Annotated in this window: 17 protein-coding genes and 4 riboswitches; of the genes, 4 read left to right on the forward strand and 13 right to left on the reverse strand. The window is 70.4% G+C overall.

The genetic code is table 11. The features are described 5' to 3' along the window. Nucleotides 1-8: 8 nt before the first annotated feature. Nucleotides 9-911, reverse strand: a complete 903-nt coding sequence (locus ACH5A8_RS06925; RefSeq protein ID WP_398998789.1) for a hypothetical protein — start codon at nt 909-911, stop codon at nt 9-11. Further along, nucleotides 908-3,613, reverse strand: coding sequence for a prenyltransferase/squalene oxidase repeat-containing protein (locus tag ACH5A8_RS06930; RefSeq protein ID WP_398998791.1), 2,706 nt, complete (start codon nt 3,611-3,613; stop codon nt 908-910). Before ACH5A8_RS06930 ends, ACH5A8_RS06925 begins: the two co-directional genes overlap by 4 nt. Before the next feature lie 195 nt (nt 3,614-3,808). Further along, nucleotides 3,809-3,881, reverse strand: a riboswitch (cobalamin riboswitch). Nucleotides 3,882-4,008: 127 nt separating this feature from the next. After that, a riboswitch (cobalamin riboswitch) is annotated at nt 4,009-4,084 on the forward strand. 124 nt (nt 4,085-4,208) lie between these two features. Here ACH5A8_RS06930 and ACH5A8_RS06935 point away from each other — a divergent pair. Together ACH5A8_RS06935 and ACH5A8_RS06940 are read left to right on the forward strand one after the other, a co-directional pair. Beyond that, nucleotides 4,209-5,621, forward strand: a complete 1,413-nt coding sequence (locus tag ACH5A8_RS06935) for a hypothetical protein (RefSeq protein ID WP_398998793.1) — start codon at nt 4,209-4,211, stop codon at nt 5,619-5,621. Between the two features lie 40 nt (nt 5,622-5,661). Continuing rightward, nucleotides 5,662-6,582 (forward strand): cobalamin-binding protein, encoded by a 921-nt coding sequence (locus ACH5A8_RS06940; RefSeq protein WP_398998795.1) that lies wholly within the window; start codon nt 5,662-5,664, stop codon nt 6,580-6,582. Between the two features lie 13 nt (nt 6,583-6,595). On the opposite strand, the gene ACH5A8_RS06945 is transcribed toward ACH5A8_RS06940, so the two are convergent. From ACH5A8_RS06945 to ACH5A8_RS06960, 4 genes are all read right to left on the reverse strand, one after another. Next, the gene (locus ACH5A8_RS06945) at nt 6,596-7,084 is read right to left on the reverse strand and encodes a DUF4430 domain-containing protein (RefSeq protein WP_398998797.1); all 489 of its coding nucleotides are present in this window, start codon (nt 7,082-7,084) and stop codon (nt 6,596-6,598) included. Between the two features lie 161 nt (nt 7,085-7,245). Continuing rightward, nucleotides 7,246-7,390, reverse strand: a riboswitch (cobalamin riboswitch). A 116-nt stretch (nt 7,391-7,506) separates the two neighbouring features. Then, entirely contained in the window at nt 7,507-7,905 is a 399-nt protein-coding gene (locus ACH5A8_RS06950) for a (2Fe-2S) ferredoxin domain-containing protein (protein ID WP_398998799.1), read from the reverse strand. Between the two features lie 58 nt (nt 7,906-7,963). Then, nucleotides 7,964-8,086: riboswitch (cobalamin riboswitch) on the reverse strand. A 213-nt stretch (nt 8,087-8,299) separates the two neighbouring features. After that, a complete protein-coding gene (gene lysA, locus ACH5A8_RS06955; RefSeq protein ID WP_398998801.1) occupies nt 8,300-9,628 on the reverse strand; it encodes a diaminopimelate decarboxylase in 1,329 nt (442 codons plus the stop codon). A gap of 14 nt (nt 9,629-9,642) precedes the next feature. Then, the gene (locus ACH5A8_RS06960) at nt 9,643-9,969 is read right to left on the reverse strand and encodes an SAV_915 family protein (RefSeq protein ID WP_398998803.1); all 327 of its coding nucleotides are present in this window, start codon (nt 9,967-9,969) and stop codon (nt 9,643-9,645) included. A 317-nt stretch (nt 9,970-10,286) separates the two neighbouring features. On the opposite strand from ACH5A8_RS06960, the gene ACH5A8_RS06965 reads away from it, so the two are divergent. Continuing rightward, the gene (locus ACH5A8_RS06965; RefSeq protein ID WP_398998805.1) at nt 10,287-10,853 is read left to right on the forward strand and encodes a universal stress protein; all 567 of its coding nucleotides are present in this window, start codon (nt 10,287-10,289) and stop codon (nt 10,851-10,853) included. A 5-nt stretch (nt 10,854-10,858) separates the two neighbouring features. On the opposite strand, the gene ACH5A8_RS06970 is transcribed toward ACH5A8_RS06965, so the two are convergent. The 7 genes from ACH5A8_RS06970 to ACH5A8_RS07000 all read right to left on the reverse strand — a co-directional run bounded on the left by ACH5A8_RS06970 (nt 10,859) and on the right by ACH5A8_RS07000 (nt 20,827). Then, the gene (locus tag ACH5A8_RS06970; RefSeq protein WP_398998807.1) at nt 10,859-13,402 is read right to left on the reverse strand and encodes an ATP-binding protein; all 2,544 of its coding nucleotides are present in this window, start codon (nt 13,400-13,402) and stop codon (nt 10,859-10,861) included. 2 nt (nt 13,403-13,404) lie between these two features. Next, nucleotides 13,405-14,088, reverse strand: a complete 684-nt coding sequence (locus tag ACH5A8_RS06975) for a response regulator (RefSeq protein ID WP_398998809.1) — start codon at nt 14,086-14,088, stop codon at nt 13,405-13,407. 79 nt (nt 14,089-14,167) lie between these two features. Then, the gene (locus ACH5A8_RS06980; RefSeq protein ID WP_398998811.1) at nt 14,168-14,836 is read right to left on the reverse strand and encodes a potassium-transporting ATPase subunit C; all 669 of its coding nucleotides are present in this window, start codon (nt 14,834-14,836) and stop codon (nt 14,168-14,170) included. Between the two features lie 5 nt (nt 14,837-14,841). Continuing rightward, nucleotides 14,842-16,980, reverse strand: a complete 2,139-nt coding sequence (gene kdpB, locus ACH5A8_RS06985; protein ID WP_398998813.1) for a potassium-transporting ATPase subunit KdpB — start codon at nt 16,978-16,980, stop codon at nt 14,842-14,844. Next, nucleotides 16,980-18,641 carry a potassium-transporting ATPase subunit KdpA gene (gene kdpA / locus ACH5A8_RS06990; protein WP_398998815.1) on the reverse strand — a complete coding sequence of 554 codons (1,662 nt, stop codon included), beginning with the start codon at nt 18,639-18,641 and terminating at the stop codon, nt 16,980-16,982. Before kdpA ends, kdpB begins: the two co-directional genes overlap by 1 nt. A gap of 8 nt (nt 18,642-18,649) precedes the next feature. Beyond that, the gene (gene kdpF, locus ACH5A8_RS06995; protein WP_037770757.1) at nt 18,650-18,739 is read right to left on the reverse strand and encodes a K(+)-transporting ATPase subunit F; all 90 of its coding nucleotides are present in this window, start codon (nt 18,737-18,739) and stop codon (nt 18,650-18,652) included. 246 nt (nt 18,740-18,985) lie between these two features. After that, a complete protein-coding gene (locus ACH5A8_RS07000; RefSeq protein ID WP_398998817.1) occupies nt 18,986-20,827 on the reverse strand; it encodes an APC family permease in 1,842 nt (613 codons plus the stop codon). A 275-nt stretch (nt 20,828-21,102) separates the two neighbouring features. Here ACH5A8_RS07000 and ACH5A8_RS07005 point away from each other — a divergent pair, with 275 nt between their 5' ends. Continuing rightward, the gene (locus ACH5A8_RS07005; protein ID WP_398998819.1) at nt 21,103-21,594 is read left to right on the forward strand and encodes a hypothetical protein; all 492 of its coding nucleotides are present in this window, start codon (nt 21,103-21,105) and stop codon (nt 21,592-21,594) included. Nucleotides 21,595-21,620: the final 26 nt, after the last annotated feature.

The following is a 21,620-nucleotide window of genomic DNA, read 5'->3' on the forward strand; positions in this document are numbered from 1 at the left end:
CACAGCGCTCACTCGGTACGCCGGCGCCGGTATGCCACATATCCGGCGGCGCCGCCGATCAGGACGACGAGCCCGGCGCCGGTGGCGACGGGGACGAGCGAACCCGAGTCGTGCTGGGCATCAGCGGCCGGCTCGGCGTCGACCACCCGTGGGCCCGCGCTGGTGCTGGACGCGGTGGGTGACGGGCTGGCCGTGGTGGCGCTGGGGGACGGCGTCGGGCTCGGGGACGTGCTGGGCTTCGGCTTGCTCGACTTGTGCGACGGCGGCTCGGAGTGCGCCGTCGTCGGCTGCCCGGGCGCCGGGCCGGTGTCCACGTCGGGCGGCAGGGAGGGTGCCTTGTGCGTAGACGCGGGCTTGCCCGCGTCCCCCTGCGGCCTGGTGTTGTGGGCGCGGAGCTGGTCCGGGGTGATGGTCGGGCGGCCCTCGGTGCCCTGGATGTTCGTACCGCCGAAGATCCACAGGTCGACGCTGCCGGGCTTGGGCTTGTAGAGCATCGCGCCCAACTGGCTGTAGCTCCACGTCTTCGCTCCCGGGTCGGCGTGCCAGTACGACCAGTAGGCGGAGGCCGGTGGGGTGAGCACACAGTCGTCCTCGGCGGGCGTCGGGTACTGCTTGCCGCCCTTGAAGCCGCTGTATCCGATCCGGCAGATGAACGCCGGGCCGTCGTGACCGGTGCCGGTGGTTCTCCAGCCGCCCTGATTGAGCAGTTCGTAGCCCATCGTCGGGGTCGTGCCGCAGGAGCGCAGGACCGGGCCGCCCCAGTGGCTGAAGTCGACGGCGAGGACGACGCCGGAGGTGGTGGTGCAGCGGCCCATGGGCTGCGGGTCGGCGGCGGCCGGGGTGCCGGTCGCCACGACCGCCGCGGTCGTCAGGCCGAGCGCCGCGAGCACGCGCAGGAGACGTGCCTTCATCGTCCGCTCCCCGGGTCCGTGCGACGGCGGGCGATGATGACCGTGCGCCAGCCTGCGAGCACCAGCAGGGCGGCGATTGCGGCGAGGGCACCGACCTGGACACCGGTGGAAGCGAGCACGCCGCCGCCACCGTCACCGCCGCTCGCGGAGGTCCCGCCGTCGCTGCCGGCGGAGTCGCCACCGGTGGTGATGATCTCCGGGGCGCTGCTGCTGGGGCTCGGAGTGGGCTGCGGTGACGTGCCGGTCAGGCTGCGTTCCAGCGTGCCGAAGGAGATGCCGGTGGCGCCGCCGACGGCCTGGGTGGAGGCGCGCAGGTCGGAGCCGCGCTGACCGCCCTTGGCGACGTTGAAGCCGCCGTCGGTGTTCTGCTGGGAGGCGAGGAACTTGCGCGCCTTGGCGATCTTCGACGTGTATGCGCCGGCGTCCAGGGACAGCGCCTGCACGGCGAGAGCGGCGGAGTTCACCGAGTCGCCCGCGGCGCCCGGGAAACCGCCGTCGGTCAGCTGCCTGGACGCGATCCAGGCCAGCGCCTTGTCCACGGCCTTGTCGGCCTTGGTGCCGCCCGCCAGGTCGAGCGTCATGGCGGCGATGGCGGTGGAGTCCACGTCGGAGTCGTTCGTGGACGGGATCAGGCTCGGCCAGGCGCCGCTGGGCTGCTGGAGGCTCTCGAGGTACGCGATCGGCTGTTCGGCTGCCGCCTGCTCCCCCACACGCAGCTGCGCCATCACGGCCAGGGACTGGGCGAAGACGGAAGGTGCGTATCGGTAGGCACCCTTGGCGGCGCAGGAGCGATCGGGGGCGGAACTCGGCTTGGTGCAGACGGCCTTCGCGAGCGCGGAAATGAGGTCGTGCCCGGCGAAGTGGCGCGGGTCGCGGCCGACGGCCTCGGCGAGCAAAGCGGTCTTACCGAGGGAGCCACCCGCCACGTACGGCGTGCCGATGCCGGTCCAGTCGTCGACGGTGCGGCCCTCGCCGTCCTTGCCGCGATGGTCGAGGAAGTCGACGATGCCGCGCAGCTTGGCGTTGTTCAGGCCGGTGGCGGCAAGGGCGTAGGCGCCGTCGATGGTGAGGCCGAAGTCGGCCCGGAGCGAGCCGGTACCGGCGGTGTAGTACTGGCCCTGCTTGAGGTGGGACACCTTGGTGAGGTAGGCGACGCCCTTCTTCAGATCCGGGCCCGTGCCCGCAGTGGGCGCGCTCGGTGAGCCGGTGGGCACGGTCGGCGGCGTGGACGGAGGTGCCGGCTTCTTCGTCGTGAGGGTGACCAGGCTCGTGCCCGCACCGGCGAGGACGGCCGGCGGAGTCGCGTAGAGGGCGGGGTCGGTGTCGGACTCCTCGAAGCCGAAGCCGCCGTTCTTGAGCTGGTGCCGGGACAGCCATCCGACGGCCGCGTCCGCGCGCTTGGTGTCACCGAGGGCGCGCAGGGCCTGGGCGGCGTACGCGGTCGCCGTGACGCTGCCGGTGGTGGAGCCGGTGTAGCCGGGGAAGGAACCGTCCACCCGCTGGGCCTTGGTCAGGTAGCTGCGGGCGTTGGTCACGGCGTCGTCGTGGCCGCCCGCCTTGTGCAGCACCAGGGCGACGAGGCCGGTGGTGGCGGGGTCGCCGTCGCAGTACTCGCCGGAGCGGATGAGGATGCTGGTGATTCCGCCGTCCTTGCACTGGAGCTGCGTGAGACGGTCGGTGGTCGTGGCCGGGGGCGTCGCTCCGGCGCGGAGCAGGGCCAGAACGGACAGGGCCTGGCCCTCGGTGTACGACGCGGACCGGAAGTCTCCCTTGGCGGTGCAGCCCGGGGTCGCGTCGCCGGCTTCGGGGCCCGCCGCGCACACGTTCTTCGTGAGGACGTCGATGAGGTCACGCCCGCCGAAGGCACGCGGATCGTGTTCGGTGACCTCGGCTAGGAGGGCGAGGCGGGCGACGGCGGTGGCGTCCGATGCCTGATCGGCGCCGCTCGGGTAGCCGAAGTCGCCGACGTGGGCTGCGAGGAAGTCGGTGACCTTGTCGAGCGTGGCGCTTTGGCCGTCCACCGCGGCGAGTGCGTAGGCAGTGTCGGCGGTCAGGGAGTAGTTCGGTGCGGTGGCGCCGTCGTCGACGATGCGTTCACCGTCGGTCAGGCGGCCCTTGAGCCAGGTAGCGGCGGCGGTCAGGTCGACCTTGCCCGGGGCGCCGGTGGGTGTGCCGCCCGGGTCGGGGGTGTGGGTGCCGCCGGCGCGCACGTCGTCGGGGGTGAAGGCGGGCTTGCCCGTCGTGCCGCCGACGTCCGTGCCGCCGTAGACCCAGGCGTCGACGTCACCGTCCTTGAGTTTGCGGTCCATGGCGCCGTACTGGCTGTAGGTCCATTCGTCCTGGCCGGGTGACGCGGTCCAGTACGACCAGTACGCCGTCGCCTGCGGGGTCAGGCCGCAGGACTCCTTGTCCGGGGTCGGGTACTGCGTGCCGGAGTTGAAGTCGCTGTAGCCGATGCGGCAGATGAAGGCGGGGCCGTCGTGCTGGGTGCCGGTGGTGGTGAATCCGGCGTCGTGCAGCAGGTCGTAGCCGGTGGTGGGCGTGGTGTCGCAGCCTCGCTCCACCGGGCCGCCGAACGACCCGAAGTCGACGGCGACGACAGCGCCCTTGGACGCGGTGCAGTCACCCACACCGTCGGCCGCGGCAGACGTCGTCGTGAGGAACGTCACGCAGGCCGCCAGCAGGATGAACAGGGCGGACACGAGTGCCGTGCCTCGCGCGCCCGCGACTCTCCCGTTTCTTCGCTTCCCCGTCCGCACCCCGGCCCCCTCGCGCCTGCCCGACGCGGGCGCAGACGTGGCAGAGGGCTTCCGTCGGACGAGGAGTTCCCCGCAGCCGGAAGCAGGTCGCACCACGCCGTAGTCCACGACGGCGTCTGTTGCTGATGAACACGCTCCAGGCATTCCGGCTCGCCCGGCGGTACCGGGCCTACGGTTGCGGGTCAGCGCCGGACTTCGACCGGCTTTCCCTGGAACTCATTGCGTATCAGCGGGATTTGAGCACGCTTCGCGGGAACGGTCAAGGCCGCCCCCAGGCGGGCCCGGGCGAGTGGTGGCGGCCGGCATGCGCGTCCGGTACCGTCCCGGACTGCCGAGTGGGGGAACCCGGTGGGAATCCGGGGCTGACGCGCAGCGGTGTGGGACGGCAGGGGGCCGACCCGAGCCCGAATGCCCAAGCGGCGAAGCACCTTTGGAAGCCGGTCCACGCGTTCCGGACGGCGGCCACGCCCGCTGCTCCGCAGGCCACCGCCGGCCCGGCCCCGGGTCCGGCCGGCGTCCTCCATCCAAGGAGCAGGCCATGCCCCGTTCGCTGTCCTACCGTCGTACCGCCCTCACCGCGGCTGCCGCACTCGGCGCCTTCGCGCTCACCACGCTGCCCGCCACGGCCACCTCCACGCCGGCGCAGATCGCCACGTCGAAGTCCAACGGCGTCGCCTACCTCAAGTCGCTTCAAGCTGCGGACGGTTCGTACGCCGGCTCCGGGTTGTCCAACGAGTGGGCGTTCAGCGCGCTCGCCTCGGCCGGGACCGCCGCCGTGGACGTGACACCCGGCGGCGACACGAGCAAGAACGCCAGAACCGTCTACCGCAATTTGCTCTCCACCGCCGGCTGGCCCTCCGCCTCCCCCGTCGTCACCGACTACGAGCGCGCCACGCTGAACGCCTACGCCGCGGGCATCGACCCCTCCCGCGTCTCCGCCTCCCGTAACCTGATCGCCGACATCTACGGCTACTGGCAAACCGCCGAACCCGGCTACATCGGCACGTCCGCCAACTTCAACGGAACCGTCTTCGCCGCGCTCGCCCTGAACGGCGCCAAGACACAGTCCGGGCAGGCCCGCATACCGCAGGCACTGCGCGACGCGGTCGTCACGCGCCTGCGGGCCAACCAGCACAACGACGGCGGCTGGAACTACAGCAAGGCGGAGGGCAATCCCAGCCAGCTCTCCGCCGCGAGCGACATCGACATGACCGGAGCGGCGATGGCGGCCCTGTGCGTGTCGGGCGTGCCGAACACCGACACGGACATCGTGCAGGCCAAGGCGTTCCTGAAGAGCAAGCTCGTGCCGAACAGCGGCGCCTTCAACGCCATGTTCGGGGTCAACACCGATTCCAACGGCTGGGCTGTGTCCGGTCTGAACGCCTGCGGCATCAACTCGCAGACCGGTGATTTCCTCACCTCCATGGGCAAGACACCAGTGGACTTCCTGATCGCGCAGCAGTTCAACCCGGGCGGCGGGTTCAAGTACCTGCCCACCGACACCTCACCGACGGCGTACGCGTCCATCGACGGACTGCGGGCCGTGGCAGGCGGCGGCTTCACGGCCACCCCGCCGGCTCCTACGACGCCGGGCGCGCCCCAGTGGGTGAGCCAGTCCTCCCTCACCTCCGGAACAGCCACGAAGCTGGGGCTCACCGTGGACGACGGCGCGGGCAACCTGAAGGTGTGCTCCGTCGCGCTCACGCCGACCGGCTCGACGACCACGCTGGGCGCCGTCCTCGACGCGGCCACCAGCGCCGCCACGCCGTCCGGCTGCGTCACGAGCGTCACCCCGTCCTCCGGCACCGGAACCGTCACCGCAGTCAACGGCAAGGCCAACAGCGGATCCAACACATGGAAGGTCAGCATCGACGGCTCGGCTTTCACCTCCGCCACGCGCAGCACCGTCGTCGGCGTCGGCGACACGATCGCCGTGCGCTGGGGCGCCTGACGCAGCCCTGTCGGTCACGGCGGAGACCTAGAGTCGGAGTATGCGCATCGTCTCCCTGCTGCCCGCCGCGACCGACATCGTCGCCGAGCTCGGACTGTCGCACCGGCTGGTCGGCCGTACCCACGAGTGCGACTGGCCTCCGCACGAGGTGGCATCCGTACCCGTCGTGACTGGGGCGGATCTGGATCAGGACGCGCTCACCAGCAAGGAGATCTCCGACGCCGTCGGTGGCTCGGCGCACTCGGGCTCGTCGCTGTACACGCTCGACACCGAAGCTCTCGCGGCCCTGCGCCCCGACGTGATCCTCACCCAAAATCTTTGCGACGTCTGCGCCGTGTCCTACGAAAAAGCCAGCCGGGCGGTGCGGCTGCTCGACGCCGACACCCGGGTCCTCAGCCTGGAGCCGCGTACCCTCGACGACGTCCTGGACTGCCTGGTCACCGTGGGCGAACTGCTGGGCGTCCGGGAGCGAGCCGAGCAGCAGCGGACGGCCTTGCTGGACCGTCTGGACCAGGCCCGCCGGGCGGTCGCAGGACGCGCCCGGCCCCGGGTGGCGGCGGTCGAGTGGCTCGACCCGCTGTGGCCCGCCGGACACTGGGTGCCCGAGCAGATCACCACCGCCGGCGGCGAAGCTCTCCTCGCCGCGCCCGGCGAGCACACCAAGCCGATGACCTGGGAGGCGGTGCGCGCCGCACGGCCGGACGTGGTCCTGGTCCTGCCGTGCGGCTTTCCTCCTGAACGCACGCTAAGGGAAGCAGAGTTGCTGACAAGTCTGCCAGGCTGGTCCGAGCTGCCTGCGGTTCGATCCGGCCGTGTCTGGGTGCTGGACGGCCCGGCCTACTTCAACCGCCCCGGACCACGCGTGGTGCGCGGGGCCGAGGTGCTCGCCCACGTCCTCCACGGCGAGCGGGCCGGAGAGCCGGTCACACCTGCCGAGGCACGTCCGTTCCCCGGCAGGTGATCACGGGCAGGGGTCAGAACGCCGTCCAGGTGAACGCGACCTTGTCGCCGGCGTTCAGCTTGAACTGGCAGCCGCCCACCGGAGTCGGCGTGCCGTTGACGGAGATGTTCCAGTAGGCGGCGCCGCCCCCACTGACGTTCTTGATGGTGTCGACGGAGAAGTCGTCGAACGAGGCGTACCAGGTGCCGTCCCAGGTGAAGTGCCGCTTGCGGGCCGCGTCGTCGAGCGCGGCCGTGGGCGTCGGCACGGCGGAGGGGTTGGCGCCGCCGTTGGTGCCGTCACATCTGTGCGTGCCGCCTGTGGTCGTCGTGACCTCGTGGCCACGGGTTCTGATCTTCCCCTTGAACAGCAGCCCGTCCAGACCCTGCACAGTGAGGGTCACCTTGACGGGAGCGTTCGTGCCGGGCGTGCTCTGGGCGTGTGCGACCGCCGGAGCGGAGGCGAGGGCGAGTCCGAGAGCGGCCCCGGCGATCACGGTGCGGCGTGCGGATGTACGGTGCAAGGCTCGAGCCTTCCTATGGGTGGCCCGCAGCCCATCGCCGTACGAGCGGGACCCGCGGCTGAGAAGGCGGGTCCATCGCCGTGGTGCACGACGGCTGGACGCACCGGATGGGGCGACCCGAACGAGGCTCTCGGCTCCGCGCTGCAGACCATGACAGTGGGAAGCGATTCGCGGCACGCGCCGGGTATCCCGACTCGCGGCCTCACGGCCGCACACGGTTGCAGGTCAGCGCCGGACTCCCACCGGCTTCCCCCAGTCACGCGCCTATGCGGTTGTCGTGCTGACAGCTCGCGCGCACACCGATCACGGTCCTGTGTGCGGTCGAACTGTGCTCATCCTATGGGGATTTGACGCCCCTCATTCGGACTTCACGACATTGGTTCTCCGGCGCTACGGGGTGGGAGCCCACCGGCGCGCAAGCCTCAGGAAGTACCAGTGCGGCGCGGAGGGGTGAAGGCATACAGGTCGAGGATGTCCGGCAACGGAGTGATTCCCGGGCCGCCGGCGCGTACCCAGGCGATGATGTCCTCCGTCGCGTCCGTGTCGTTGACGAGCCCCAGCCAGACCGGCCGGGCACCGGCGGCACGGCCGGCGGCGGACGGCTGTACGACGATGACGTTGGCCTGGTCGCACACGTCGAGGCACTCGGAGATGCGCACCGGCACCTCCGCCCGCAGCCGCGCGGTCTGTGCGGCGTGATCGATTCCGGTCACCTTGGGGCTGCCACAGCAGCAATCGCGGCATACGACTACTCGGCAGGGCACCGGACCCTTCCCCTCCACAGTCTCGCCTGACGCCTCTTTCGCCGGCCTCTCGGGCATCACACCACTCCCCTCCCGGGGAGATCCGCCCCGGCCTTGCTCGAGGAGGCGACCGCGTGAGTCTCCTGGCTCCCGGGTCGCCGCTCGCCCCGCCTTCCCACCCCGCACTGGGGAGTGGCCTGCCGGAATTCGCTCACCGGTCACAGTGGCGGGACCGCGCCGGATTCACACCGGCTTCCTCGGACCGCCGTCGCCTGTTGTCCCGGTCATCATCTCAGGACATCTGGATGACAGTGCCGTCAGGGGCACAGGAGCAGACATCGGGGCCTCGCCAGGGCCGATCGTGCGGTCCAGTCAGTGTCTGTCGGGAGGCAGGCGTGCGCTTTCCTGCACGGCCCGGGCGGGACGGTCGGCATGGGGAGAAAAGACCGACCCGCCCGGGAGACATCTGGGGCTACAGGCCCACGTCACGGCTGCGGATGTCCTCCAGGGATTCGCGGCGTACAAGAAGGCGGGCGGATCCGTCGCGTACGGCGACCACGGGCGGGCGGCCGACCAGGTTGTAGCCGGAAGCCATGGACAGGTGGTAGGCGCCGGCCACGGGGACGGCGAGCAGGTCTCCGGGACGTACGTCGGCGGAGAGTTCCGCGTCGGCGGCCAGGGTGTCCCCCGCCTCGCAGTGCCGGCCGACCACGGTGACCCGGGCGCGGTCCGCCGTGCTGTGCCGGCCGACCAGGCGCGGCGTGTACCGGACGCCATACAGGGCCGGGCGCGGGTTGTCGCTCATGCCGCCGTCCACGGCCACGAACACGTGCTCACCGGTGTGCTTCACGGACAGGACGCGGTACACGGCGATCCCGGCGGGGCCCGCGATGGCCCGGCCCGGCTCGATGATCAGCCGGGGAACGGGCAGCCCGGCCGTCGTGCAGGCGTCAACGAGTTCCGTACGGACCTTGCGGGCCAGCGCCGTCAGGTCCAGGGCCGGCTCACCGGGGCGGTAGGCGATGCCGTGGCCACCGCCGAGGTCGAGTTCGGGCAGGACCAGTCCGTGCTGCTCGTGCAGGCGGGCCATCAGGCCGACCAGGCGGCGCACGGCTACGAGGTACGGCTTGACACTCGTGATCTGGGAGCCCAGGTGGCAGTGCAGGCCGGTGAGTTCGAGCTGGGGCTGGTCGAGGATGCGGGTGATGGCGTGCTGGGCGTAGCCGTCCGCGATCGACAGGCCGAACTTCTGGTCGTCCGTTCCGGTGCGGATCTTCTCGTGTCCGCCGGCGCTGATCCCGGGCACCACACGCACCATCACCTTCTGGTGCCCGTCCGGGCCGACTGCCGCCGCCAGCCTCGCGATCTCCGAGGGGCTGTCGATGACGATGCGGCCGACGCCCAGGCGCAGCGCGGTGTCCAGGTCGCGTGGGGACTTGGCGTTGCCGTGCAGCAGGATCCGCTCGGCTGGAAATCCGGTGGTGACGGCCAGTTCGAGTTCACCGGCGGAGCAGACGTCGAGCCCGAGGCCCTCCTCGTCCATCCAGTGGGCCATGGCCCGGCACAGGAACGCCTTGGCCGCGTACGCGATTTCGGCGTCCGGGAAGGCGTCCCGGTAGGTGCGGCAGCGGTCGCGGACCTCGGCCTCGTCCAGGACGTAGACGGGGGTGCCGAAGCGGTCGGCGACCTCGGCGAGCGGTACGCCGCCCACGGCGAGGTCGCCCGTGCGGGGCTCGGTGGTGGAAGCGGGCCATACCGCCAACTCAGCGGCAGCAGTGATGGGTTCGTGAACCGTGGTCATCGTGTCCTCCCCTTTCAGGCTGCGAACGCCGGTGTCGGTGCGGGCATCGGCCTGGTGGCCGGGGCGGTGAGCTGCGGGTCCACCGTGACGGTGGTGACACCGAGCGGGGCTGCCAGCGCACGCAGTGCAGGCTCGGCGAGAGGGATCCACGCCTGGTCGGGTCCGAGCGTGGCGGTCAGCCGGAGTGCGGAGGTGAAGCCGACGGCCGTGCGGTCGCCGAGTGGGGTGCGGAAGAGCCGGGCCACACAGCCGCAGGGGCCCGGCCGGACCGGGACGTACAGGGGTCCGGCCGGGGACGGATCGGAGGGCTCGGGGTCTTCGCCGTAGCGGAGTTCTGCCATGGGGTGCCTCCCGATAGGCAAGAAGCGTGGGATCTGGGTGCCCCGGACGCGGGGAGGCGGACCGGGGCTCGCGCTCGACGGTATGCCCGGTGTTCCCAGATTCCGGACGTGCCCTGACGGGATGTTGATGGTGATGGGGACGACCTTGACGGGACGCTGACGCCCTGGCGAGCGGGCGTGGAAAGGGACGTCAGAAGGGTGCCAAGAACGGGCGTGCGGACTGTTCGAAAGCCTCGGGCGGAGGTGAGATGGAAGCGGTTCCGATAAGAATCGCCGGCGCGGAGGCCGCTGCCGGCGCGTGCAGAACGGTGAAAGCGATGTCCGAGTCCCGTCCGTCCTCAGCCGCTCGTTTCGTGGTGGGAGTGAGCGGCTCGCCGGGCAGTCTCACCGCCTTGTGCCGGGCGGCCGAGGAGGCCCGGCGCCGAGGGGCGGAGCTCTGGCCGGTGCTGGCCTGGGAGCCGCCCGGCGGGGATCCTGCCGCCCGCAGGCTCCCGGCCGCGGCCGTCATGGCCGAGGAGTGGGACCGACTGGCGCGGGAGCGGTTGCTCAAGGCGCTGTGCGACGTGTTCGGCAGCACGGACACCGGGGTGCCCGGGCAGGCGCTCGTCGTACGAGGCGCACCCGGGCCGGCTCTGGTGCGGACAGCCGGCCGGGAGGGCGACGTCCTCGTGGTCGGCGCAGGCGGTCGTGGCCGACTGCACCGTGCGCTGTGGCCCTCGGTCAGCCGCTACTGTCTCGCCCGCGCCGCGTGCCCCGTTCTCGCGGTGCCGCCGTCACCGCTGCAGGCAGCGCTGGCAGCCGTGCACCGGAGGAATGCCTTGCGGCTGCCGCTGGACACGGGGCGCCTGCAGCGGGAGATCGAGGCCGTGCCGCCCGGCGCCTGATCTCCTCAGCGGGCAGCGGTGGCCGGCAGGTCCGGCTGCTCCGGACGCCGTGCCGGGGCCGTGGGCACGGCGAGCACCATGGTGAGGCCGCCGCCTGGCGTGTCCTCGGCGTGCAGGGTGCCGCCCGTGGCCTCGGTGAAGCCGCGGGCGACCGCGAGTCCGAGGCCGACCCCGTTGCCGCGCGGGGAGTCGCCGTAGCGCTGGAAGGGTTCGAAGATGCGGTCCTTGGCCTCGTCCGGGACGCCGGGGCCGCGGTCCACGACCCGCAGTTCGACCCAGTCGGCCAGGGCGCTCGCGGACACCAGCACCCGCTCCCCCGGCGGACTGTACTTGACGGCGTTCTCGACGACGTTGGCGACGGCCCGCTCCAGCAGCCCGCGGTCGACCCACACCATGGGCAGGGTCTCGGGGATGTCCAGGTCCACGCTGTCCTCGGGCACGCCGCCGAGCGCCATGGGCACGACCTCGTCGAGGTCGGTCTCGCGGATGATGGGGGTGACGGTGCCGGTCTGCAGGCGGGACATGTCGAGGAGGTTGCCGACGAGGTGGTCGAGGCGGTCGGCGCCCTCCTCGATGGCTTGCAGCAGCTCCGCCCGGTCCTGTTCGGACCATTCGACGTCGTCCGACCTGAGTGAGGTGACCGCGGCCTTGATGCCTGCGAGCGGGGTGCGCAGGTCGTGGCTGACGGCGGCCAGCAGCGCGGTGCGGATGCGGTTTCCCTCGGCCAGTTCCTTGGCGCGGTCGGCTTCGCGTTGCAGCCGCTGGCGGTCCAGGACGACGGCGGCCTGCGCGGCGAACGCGGCCAGCACGCGGCGGTCGGCAGCGGGCAGGACGCGGCCGCGCAGGGAGAGGGCCATGTGGTCGCCGACGGGGACGTCGACGTCCGCATCCTCCGGCACCTTCGCGGGCCGGGGTCCCACGCTGCCGGCGCAGGTCCAGGGCGCGGTCTCACCGGTCCGCTCCAGCAGGGCCACCGACTCCATGCCGAAGGTCTCGCGGACCCGTTCCAGCAGTTCCTCCAAGGAGGTTTCACCGCGCAGGACGTTGCCGGCGAGGAAGGAGAGGATCTCGGACTCGGCGCGCAGCCGGGCGGCTTGATGGGTGCGGCGGGCGGCGAGGTCCACCACCGAGGCCACGGACACGGCGACCCCGACGAAGATGGCGATGGCGACGATGTTCTTCGGGTCGGCGATCGTCAGGGTGTGGACGGGCGGGGTGAAGTACCAGTTGAGCAGCAGGGAGCCGACCACGGCGGAGGCCAGCGCGGGGGACAGGCCGCCCAGCAGTGCCGCTGCCACCGTCAGTGTCAGGAACAGCAGCATGTCGTTGGCGAGGCCGACGTCCGGCACGGCACTGGTGAGGAGCCAGATGAGCACGGCGGGGCCGAGCACTCCCACGGCCCACCCCCAGAGGACCCGGGAGCGTCCGAGGCGGCCGCCGCGCGCCACTGGCAGCCCGCGTCCTTTGCCCGCCTCATCGTGCGTGATGAGGTGCACGTCGAGATCGGGACCGGACTCCACGGCCACCGTGGCGCCGACCCCGGGTCCGAGGACGTACTGCCAGCTACGGCGGCGCGAGACGCCCAGGACGATCTGGGTGGCGTTGACCCCGCGGGCGAAGTCGAGCAGGGCCGCCGGTATGTCGTCGCCGACCACGTGGTGGAAGGTGCCGCCGAGGTCCTCCACCAGCTTGCGCTGTACGGCCAGTTCCTTCGGGGAGGCGGAGGTCAGGCCGTCGCTGCGGGAGATGTAGACGGCGAGCACCTCGCCGCCGGCGCCCTTCTCGGCGAGGCGCGCGGCACGCCTTATCAGGGTGCGTCCCTCGGGGCCGCCGGTCAGCCCGACCACGATCCGCTCGCGGGAGCCCCAGATCTTGGAGACTCGGTGTTCGCTGCGGTACTCGTTCAGGTACTCGTCGACCCGGTCGGCCACCCACAGCAGCGCCAACTCGCGCAGGGCGGTGAGGTTTCCGGGGCGGAAGTAGTTGGACAGGGCCGCGTCGACCTTGTCCGGCTTGTAGATGTTGCCGTGCGCCATGCGGCGGCGCAGCGCCTCCGGGGACATGTCGACCAGCTCTATCTGGTCGGCGCGCCGTACGACCTCGTCCGGTACGGTTTCGCGCTGCCGTACGCCCGTGATCGACTCCACGACGTCACCCAGCGATTCGAGGTGCTGGATGTTGACCGTCGAGATCACGTCGATGCCGGCGGCGAGCAGCTCCTCCACGTCCTGCCAGCGCTTGGCGTTGCGCGAGCCGGGGACGTTGGTGTGGGCGAGTTCGTCGACCAGGGCCACCTGGGGGCGGCGGGCCAGGACGGCGTCGACGTCCATCTCGGTGAAGGTGCTGTCCCGGTACTCGATCTCCTTGCGCGGCACCTGTTCCAGGCCGCGCAGCATCACCTCGGTGCGCGGCCGCCTGTGGTGCTCGAGGAAGGCGACGACGCAGTCGGTGCCCCGCTCCACCCGGCGGTGCGCCTCGGAGAGCATGGCGTAGGTCTTGCCGACGCCGGGTGCCGCGCCGAGGTAGATCCGGAGCTTGCCGCGTGCCATGTTCACCCTTCGTAGCGGTAGCCCATGCCGGGCTCGGTGATGAGATAGCGGGGGTGGGAGGGGTCTGTTTCCAGTTTGCGTCGCAGCTGGGCCATGTAGACGCGCAGGTAGTTGGTCTTGTTGCTCTGGGAGACGCCCCACACCTCCTGGAGAAGTTGCCTCTGTGTGATCAGGCGCCCCGGGTTGGTGACCAGGATCTCCAGCAGATGCCATTCGGTCGGGGTCAGGCGGACGTCCCGCCCATCCCGGACGGCCTTCTTCGCGAGCAGGTCGAGGGTGAAGTCCTCCGTCTCCACCAGCGTCGTCTCGGGGACCAGCGGGGTGTCCTCGGTGCGACGGACGGCGGCTCGCAGCCGGGCGAGCAGCTCGTCCATGCTGAACGGCTTGGTGACGTAGTCGTCGGCACCGGCGTCGAGGGCCGCGACCTTCTCGTCGGACGCCTGGCGGGCGGAGAGGACCAGGATGGGGACACGGGTCCAGCCGCGCAGGGCCTTGATGACGTCGGCGCCGTCCATGTCGGGCAGGCCGAGGTCGAGCATCACCACGTCCGGCTGGCGGGCGGCGGCCAGGCGGAGCGCGGTGGCTCCGTCGGGGGCGGCGTCCACGCCGTAGTGACGTGCCTGCAGGTTGATCACGAGGGCCCGTACGAGCTGCGGGTCGTCCTCCACCACGAGCACCCTGGTCATGGGTGTGTGCCTCTCCTGTCATGCCTGCGGGAGTCGGCACCCCGAGGTGCCGACTCCCGTCGCGGATCGCGTAAGGCGGTCACTTCTTCGCCACAAGGTCCTTGAGCGCGATGTTCAACTCCAGGACGTTCACCCGGGGTTCGCCCATGAAGCCCAGAGTTCGGCCCTCGGTGTGGTCCTTGACCAGCTTCTCCACCGCAGAGACGGACAGGCCGTTCTTCGCGGCGATCCGGTGGACCTGGAGGTCGGCGTAGGCCGGGGAGATGGCCGGGTCCAGACCGGAGCCCGAGGAGGTCACCGCGTCCGCGGGCACGTCCGACGCCCTGACCGTGTAGCCGGGCACCGAATTGTCCTTGACGACCGCGGCCTTGGCGTCCTCGACCTGCTTGGTCAGCACCTTGCTGTCGGCGGACAGGTTGGTGGCACCGGAGAGGATCAGCTTGTACTGCGTGTTGACGCTGTTGGTGCCGAGGCCGTTGGCCGGGCGGCCCTGGAACCATTTCAGGTCCGCGTCCGGCGTCTGCTGCCCCTTCTTCAGTGGCAGGTTGTAGGACTGCCCGATCAGGGACGAGCCGACGACCTTGCCGTCCGCCTTGATCTCGGAGCCGTTCGCCTTGTCGTGGAACAGCCCCTGGGCGATGCCGGTGACGACCAGCGGGTAGATGACACCGGTCACCAGGGTCAGTACGAGGAGGGCCCGCAGGCCCGCACCGAGCAGCCGGGCGGTGTTCGTTACGGAGTTGTTCATGGCGATCAGCCGATCCCGGGGATGAGGGAGATGAGCATGTCGATGATCTTGATGCCGATGAAGGGGGCGATCAGGCCGCCGATTCCGTAGATCCCGAGGTTGCGCCGCAGCATCTTGTCGGCGCTCATCGGCCGGTAGCGCACGCCCTTCAGGGACAGCGGCACGAGCGCGATGATGATCAGCGCGTTGAAGACGACCGCGGACAGGATCGCGGAGTTCGGCGAGGACAGCTGCATGATGTTCAGCTTGTCCAGGCCCGGGTAGACCGCCGCGAACAGCGCCGGGATGATCGCGAAGTACTTCGCGACGTCGTTGGCGATGGAGAACGTCGTCAACGCGCCCCGGGTGATCAGGAGTTGCTTGCCGATCTCCACGATCTCGATCAGCTTGGTCGGGTTGGAGTCGAGGTCGACCATGTTGCCGGCCTCCTTGGCGGCCGACGTGCCGGTGTTCATCGCCACGCCGACGTCCGCCTGGGCCAGCGCGGGCGCGTCGTTCGTGCCGTCACCGGTCATCGCGACCAGCTTGCCGCCGGCCTGCTCCCGCTTGATGAGGGCCATCTTGTCCTCGGGGGTGGCCTCGGCGAGGAAGTCGTCGACGCCGGCCTCCTCGGCGATCGCCTTGGCGGTCAGCGGGTTGTCACCCGTGATCATGACCGTCTTGATGCCCATGCGGCGCAGTTCCTCGAACCGCTCCCGCATGCCCTCCTTGACGACGTCCTTCAGGTGAATGACGCCCAGGACACGGGCGCCCTCGTCGTCGTTCACGGCGACGATCAGCGGGGTGCCGCCGGCCTCGGAGATGCGGTTGGCTGTCGCGTCCGCGTCCTTGGCGACCGTGCCGCCCTGTTCCTGGACCCAGGCGATGACCGAGGCGGTGGCGCCCTTGCGGATCTTCCGGCCGTCGACGTCCACGCCCGACATCCGGGTCTGGGCGGTGAACTCGATCCACTCGGCGCCGGCCAGCTCGCCCTGGTGGCGCTCGCGCAGCCCGTACTTCTCCTTGGCGAGGACGACGATGGAGCGGCCCTCGGGGGTCTCGTCGGCCAGCGAGGACAGCTGGGCGGCGTCGGCCACCTCAGCTTCGGTGGTTCCGCTCACCGGCACGAACTCGGCGGCCTGGCGGTTGCCGAGGGTGATGGTGCCCGTCTTATCCAGCAGCAGAGTCGACACGTCACCGGCGGCCTCGACAGCACGACCGGACATGGCCAGCACGTTGCGCTGGACCAGGCGGTCCATGCCGGCGATGCCGATCGCGGAGAGCAGGGCGCCGATCGTGGTCGGGATCAGACAGACCAGCAGGGCGACGAGGACCACCATCGTCAGGTGCGTGCCCGCGAAGTTCGCGAACGGCGGCAGGGTGGCCACCGCCAGCAGGAAGACGATGGTCAGCGAGGCGAGCAGGATGTTCAGCGCGATCTCGTTGGGCGTCTTCTGCCGGGCGGCGCCCTCGACCAGGTTGATCATCCGGTCGATGAAGGTCTCGCCGGGCTTGGTGGTGATCTTGATGACGATGCGGTCGGACAGGACCTTCGTACCGCCCGTGACCGCCGACCGGTCACCGCCGGATTCACGGATCACCGGAGCGGACTCGCCGGTGATCGCCGACTCGTCGACCGAGGCGACACCCTCGACGACGTCGCCGTCGCCGGGGATGACGTCGCCGGCCTCGCAGACCACCAGGTCGCCGATGGTCAGGGCAGTGCCTGGCACCTGCTCCTCTGAGGCACCGTCCGCGAGCAGCCGGCGGGCCACGGTGTCGGTCTTGGCCTTGCGCAGGGTGTCGGCCTGGGCCTTGCCGCGGCCCTCGGCGACGGCCTCGGCCAGGTTGGCGAAGATCACGGTCAGCCACAGCCAGGCGCTGATGGTCCAGCCGAACCAGTCGCTCGCGTGCTGGAAGGAGAAGACGGTGGTCAGGACGGAGCCGATCCACACCACGAACATCACGGGCGACTTGACCATCACGCGCGGGTCGAGCTTGCGGAAGGCGTCCGGCAGTGACTTGACCAGTGCCTTGGGGTCGAACAGGCCCGCGCCGACACGGCCCTCGGCCGGCTTGTGCCCGGTGGGGACGTCGCTGTGCGGCGCCCGGGTCGGGGTGGCTGTGGACATGGAGTCCTCTGGGTTCTCTATGCGGGTGGTCATCACGCCAGTCCTTCCGCGAGCGGGCCCAGGGCGAGGGCCGGGAAGTAGGTGAGACCGGTGATGATCAGGATCGCGCCGACCAGCAGGCCGGTGAACAGCGGCTTCTCGGTGCGCAGGGTGCCGGCGGTGACCGGGATGGGCTTCTGCTCGGCGAGCGAGCCGGCCAGCGCCAGGACGAAGACTATGGGCAGGAAGCGGCCGAGCAGCATCGCGAGTCCGGTCATGGTGTTGTACCAGTCGGTGTTGGCGTTCAGGCCGGCGAAGGCGGAGCCGTTGTTGTTGGCCGCGGAGGTGAAGGCGTACAGCACCTCGGAGAACCCGTGCGCGCCGGAGTTGAGCATCGAGTGCGGCGGGGTGGGCAGCGCCATGGAGGCCGCCGTGAAGACCAGCACCAGGGCGGGGGTGATGAGGATGTAGCAGGCGGCGAGCTTCATCTCGCGGCCGCCGATCTTCTTGCCCAGGTACTCCGGGGTACGGCCGACCATCAGACCGGCGATGAACACCGCGATGACCGCCATGATCAGGATGCCGTACAGGCCGGAGCCGGTGCCGCCGGGCGCGATCTCGCCCAGCATCATGCTCAGCATCGTGATGCCGCCGCCGAGGCCGGTGAAGGAGGAGTGGAAGGAGTCCACCGCACCGGTCGAGGTGAGCGTGGTCGCGACGGCGAAGATCGAGGAGCCACCGACGCCGAAGCGCGTCTCCTTGCCCTCCATCGCACCGCCGGCCGCCTGAAGCGCCGGGCCGTGGTGGGCGAACTCGGTCCACATCATCAGGACGGTGAAGCCCAGCCAGATGGTGACCATCGTGGCGAGGATCGCGTACCCCTGCTTCACGTTGCCGACCATCACACCGAACGTGCGGGTGAGGGAGAAGGGGATGACGAGGATCAGGAAGATCTCGAGGAGGTTGGTGAAGGGGGTCGGGTTCTCGAAGGGGTGGGCAGAGTTGGCGTTGAAGTAGCCACCGCCGTTGGTGCCCAGTTCCTTGATGGCCTCCTGGGAGGCGACCGCGCCGCCGTTCCACTGCTGCGAGCCGCCCATGAACTGGCCGACCTCGTGGATGCCGGAGAAGTTCTGGATCGCCCCGCACGCCACGAGGATGATCGCGGCGATGGCGGCCCCCGGCACCAGGATGCGCAGCGTGCCGCGCACCAAGTCAGACCAGAAGTTGCCCAGTTCACCGGTGCGCGAGCGCGCGAAACCGCGCACCAGCGCCACGGCGACGGCGATGCCGACGGCGGCGGAGACGAAGTTCTGCACGGCGAGACCGGCGGTCTGCACGACGTGCCCCATGGTCTGTTCGCCGTAGTACGACTGCCAGTTGGTATTGGTCACGAAGGACACGGCCGTGTTGAACGACTGCGCCGGGTTCACCGAGGAGAAGCCCATCGAGCCGGGCAGGACGCCCTGGAGCCGCTGAAGCAGGTAGAGGAAGAGGACGCTGACGGCGGAGAAGGCCAGGACACCGCGCAGATACGCGGGCCAGGTCATCTCGGCGTCAGGGTTGGCACCGATGGCCTTGTAGATCCACTTCTCTACCCGCAGGTGCTTCTTCGAGGAGTAGACCTTGGCCATGTAGTTGCCAAGGGGGATGTAGGCGAGCGCCAGTGCGCCTATGAGGGCGAGCAGCTGGAGGAAGCCTGCGAGTTCTGGACTCATGTCTGTGCTCAGAACCTCTCCGGGAAGATCAGGGCGAGGACGAGATAGCCCAGCAGCGCGACGGCCACGACCAGGCCGACGACGTTCTCGACGGTCACAGCTTCGTCACCCCCCGGGCGACGAGAGCCACCAGCGCGAAGCCCGCGAGTACGGTGACGACGAAGGCCAGATCGGCCATCGTGAACTCCTGAAGAGGTTCGGGGGTGGAACAGGGACGATTAGAGGAAACCGCCTCGCTGGCCGGATCCGGACCCTCGTTGACGGCCCTCTTACGGCCTCGCCCACGGCTTTGACGGAACCCTTACGGCTGACGAGCCGTACCGCCGGTAACAGACCGTTTCTGTTCACAGCAGCCGGAAGCGGAGCCGGCAGATCACCGCGTCCGTCTCCCGTCGCACCGCGTGCGCGACGACCGCGCCCCGCTGGTTCTGCAGCAGCCGTTGCCACAGCCGCTCCGGCTCGGTCTCCGGAATCAGCACGGTGACCCGGGTGCCGGGCTCGGCCGCGGCCACCTCACGGACGTACGCCGCGATGGGACGGCCCAGGCTGCGCCGCTCGCAGGACAGCCGGACCAGGGGCACACCGGGGTCCCACTCGGCCCAGGCCCGCTCCAGGGCGTGCAGGTGGGCGCGGTCCTCCGGGTCGGGGTAGCAGACGGTGACAGCGCGGACCTCGTCGCCGAGGGAGGCTGCGGCCGTCAGGGCCTCGGAGGTGAGCCGGGACAGCGAGGACACCGGCACGATCACTATGGAGCGGTCGCGGTGTGGGGGCTCGGGGATGCGGCCCAGGCCGAGTCGCTCGCCGATGTGGCCGTAGGCACGGTGGACGGTGACGAAGGCGGCGACGAGCAGGGGCAGCGCCACCACGATCAGCCAGGCACCCTCCGCGAACTTGCTCGCTGCGACGACGACCGTCGAGACACCGGTGAGCAGCGCGCCGAAGCCGTTGAGCAGCACCTTTCCGCGCCAGGCACGGCCCCGCTCGCGACGCCAGTGCCAGACCATGCCGACCTGGGCGATCGTGAAGCCGACGAAGACACCGATGGCGAACATCGGCACCAGGGTGTTGGTGTCGCCGCCGGAGAAGACCAGCAGCGCGGCGGAGACGACGGCCAGGGCGAGGACGCCGTGCCGGTGCACCTGGCGGTCGGCCTTCAGAGCGAAGACGTGAGGGGCGTAGTTGTCGCGGGCGAGCAGCTTCAGCAGCACGGGCAACCCGCCGAAGGACGTGTTCGCCGACAGCGCCAGCAGGATCATTGTCGCGAACTGGATTACGTAGAACCCCCAGTTGTGGCCGAGCGAGGCATCCGCGAGTTGGGCCAGCACCGTGACGCCCGCCACCGGCTGGAGGTGGAAGCGCCCGATCAGCACCGACAGACCGATCAGCATCAGGCCGAGTACGGCGCCGAGCGCGACCTCCGCCCGCTGGGCCCGCCGCACGCGCGGGACTCGGAAGGAGGGCACGGCGTTGGCGATGGCCTCGACGCCGGTCAGGGCGGAACACCCGGAAGCGAAAGCCTTCAGCAGGAGCAGGACACCCACGCTGGTGGCGTTGTCCGCGACGACCGAGGCATGCCCGGCGGCCGTCGCCGTACTGACCGGCGCGGCGCGGAACAGACCCACGCCGATCAGCACGAAGATCGCACCCACGAAGACGACCGTCGGCACGATGAACGCCTTCGCCGACTCCACGATCCCCCGCAGATTCACGCCCGTGATCAGCGCGAGCACCACCAGGCACAGCCACAGCCGGTCGCTGTACAGCCCCGGGAACGCGGACGTCAGCGCCGCCACGCCCGCCGTCACCGCCACGGCGACGTTGAGGACGTAGTCCAGGATCAGCGAGGCCGCCGCCACCAGACTGGTCCGCGGCCCCAGATACGTCTTCGCGACCGCGTAGGAGCCGCCGCCGTCCGGGAAGGCCGCGATCACCTGCCGGTAGGAGGCCACCAGCACCGCCAGCAGGGCGGCGATGGCCAGCGTCACCGGGAGGGTGAACCCGAGACCGTGCGCGCCGGCGGCGGCCAGGACCAGCACGATCGCCTCGGGGCCGTAGGCCACGGACGCCATCGCGTCCAGCGAGAGCGCGGCAAGCCCGGTGACGGCGGTCAGCCGGTGGCGTTCGCCGGTATCAGGCGGCTCCTCGCCGGCGGGGACGGCATCGGGCTCGCTGGTCAGGACGGTCATGGGGCGGCACTCCTTCGGCGAAAGCCGCGCAGCTACGTCGACATGTACGCGGTGCCCTTAGGTTCTGACCGTTTCCGACGGTGATCGGCGGTTCCTAGCGGGATCTTCGCGCTGGTACGACCGACCTTGATGGGACCTTGACGGGCGTGTGCATCAGAGCCCCATCAAAATGCGTGGATCCGGTCCATCACGTCTTTACCGTCACCGGTATGGGACGACGCGAAAGGGCGCGCAGGTCGCCGACCGGCGCTCGCGCACACTCATCAGCGGGCGCGGTGTACGACCGCCGCTGGGCGCGGAACGTGTGGGATGCCGCCCGGTGCGCAGGCGGGCTGCTCACCGTGCTCCTGCTGATCGACTGGGGCTCGGGCCGGTTCACGATGTGGCGCGGCCTGTTGTGGCTCACGCTCGCTGTGCTGCTGTTCGTCGTGCTGTTTCCCGCCCGTGTCTCGGCCGGTGAGGACTGGCTGGCCGCACGATGGATGCTGCGCGAGCGCGAGGTCCGCACCGATGTGCTGGTGTCCGTGCGCGTCCTGGACGGCATCTCCCAACGGCTCGTGCTGCGTGACGTGTTCGGCGCACGCGTCGTCATCGATCCCGGCGTCCTCATGAACAACCCGTCCCTGTGGCACCGCTTCGAGGCGGGCGCACGGAAGGCCGCGGACGACGGGCTCCTGCTGTGCGGGCAGACCGCGCTGCGGCACCTTACGGCCCGCATGGACCGGGAGACCGCGCTGGCCGTGTTCAAGGCATCCGGACTGGAGTGATGCTTGCGGTGCCGCCTCAGTCCCGT

Origin of the sequence: Streptomyces sp. NPDC018610, assembly GCF_044391765.1 — a bacterium.
Classification (GTDB): Bacteria; Actinomycetota; Actinomycetes; order Streptomycetales; family Streptomycetaceae; genus Streptomyces.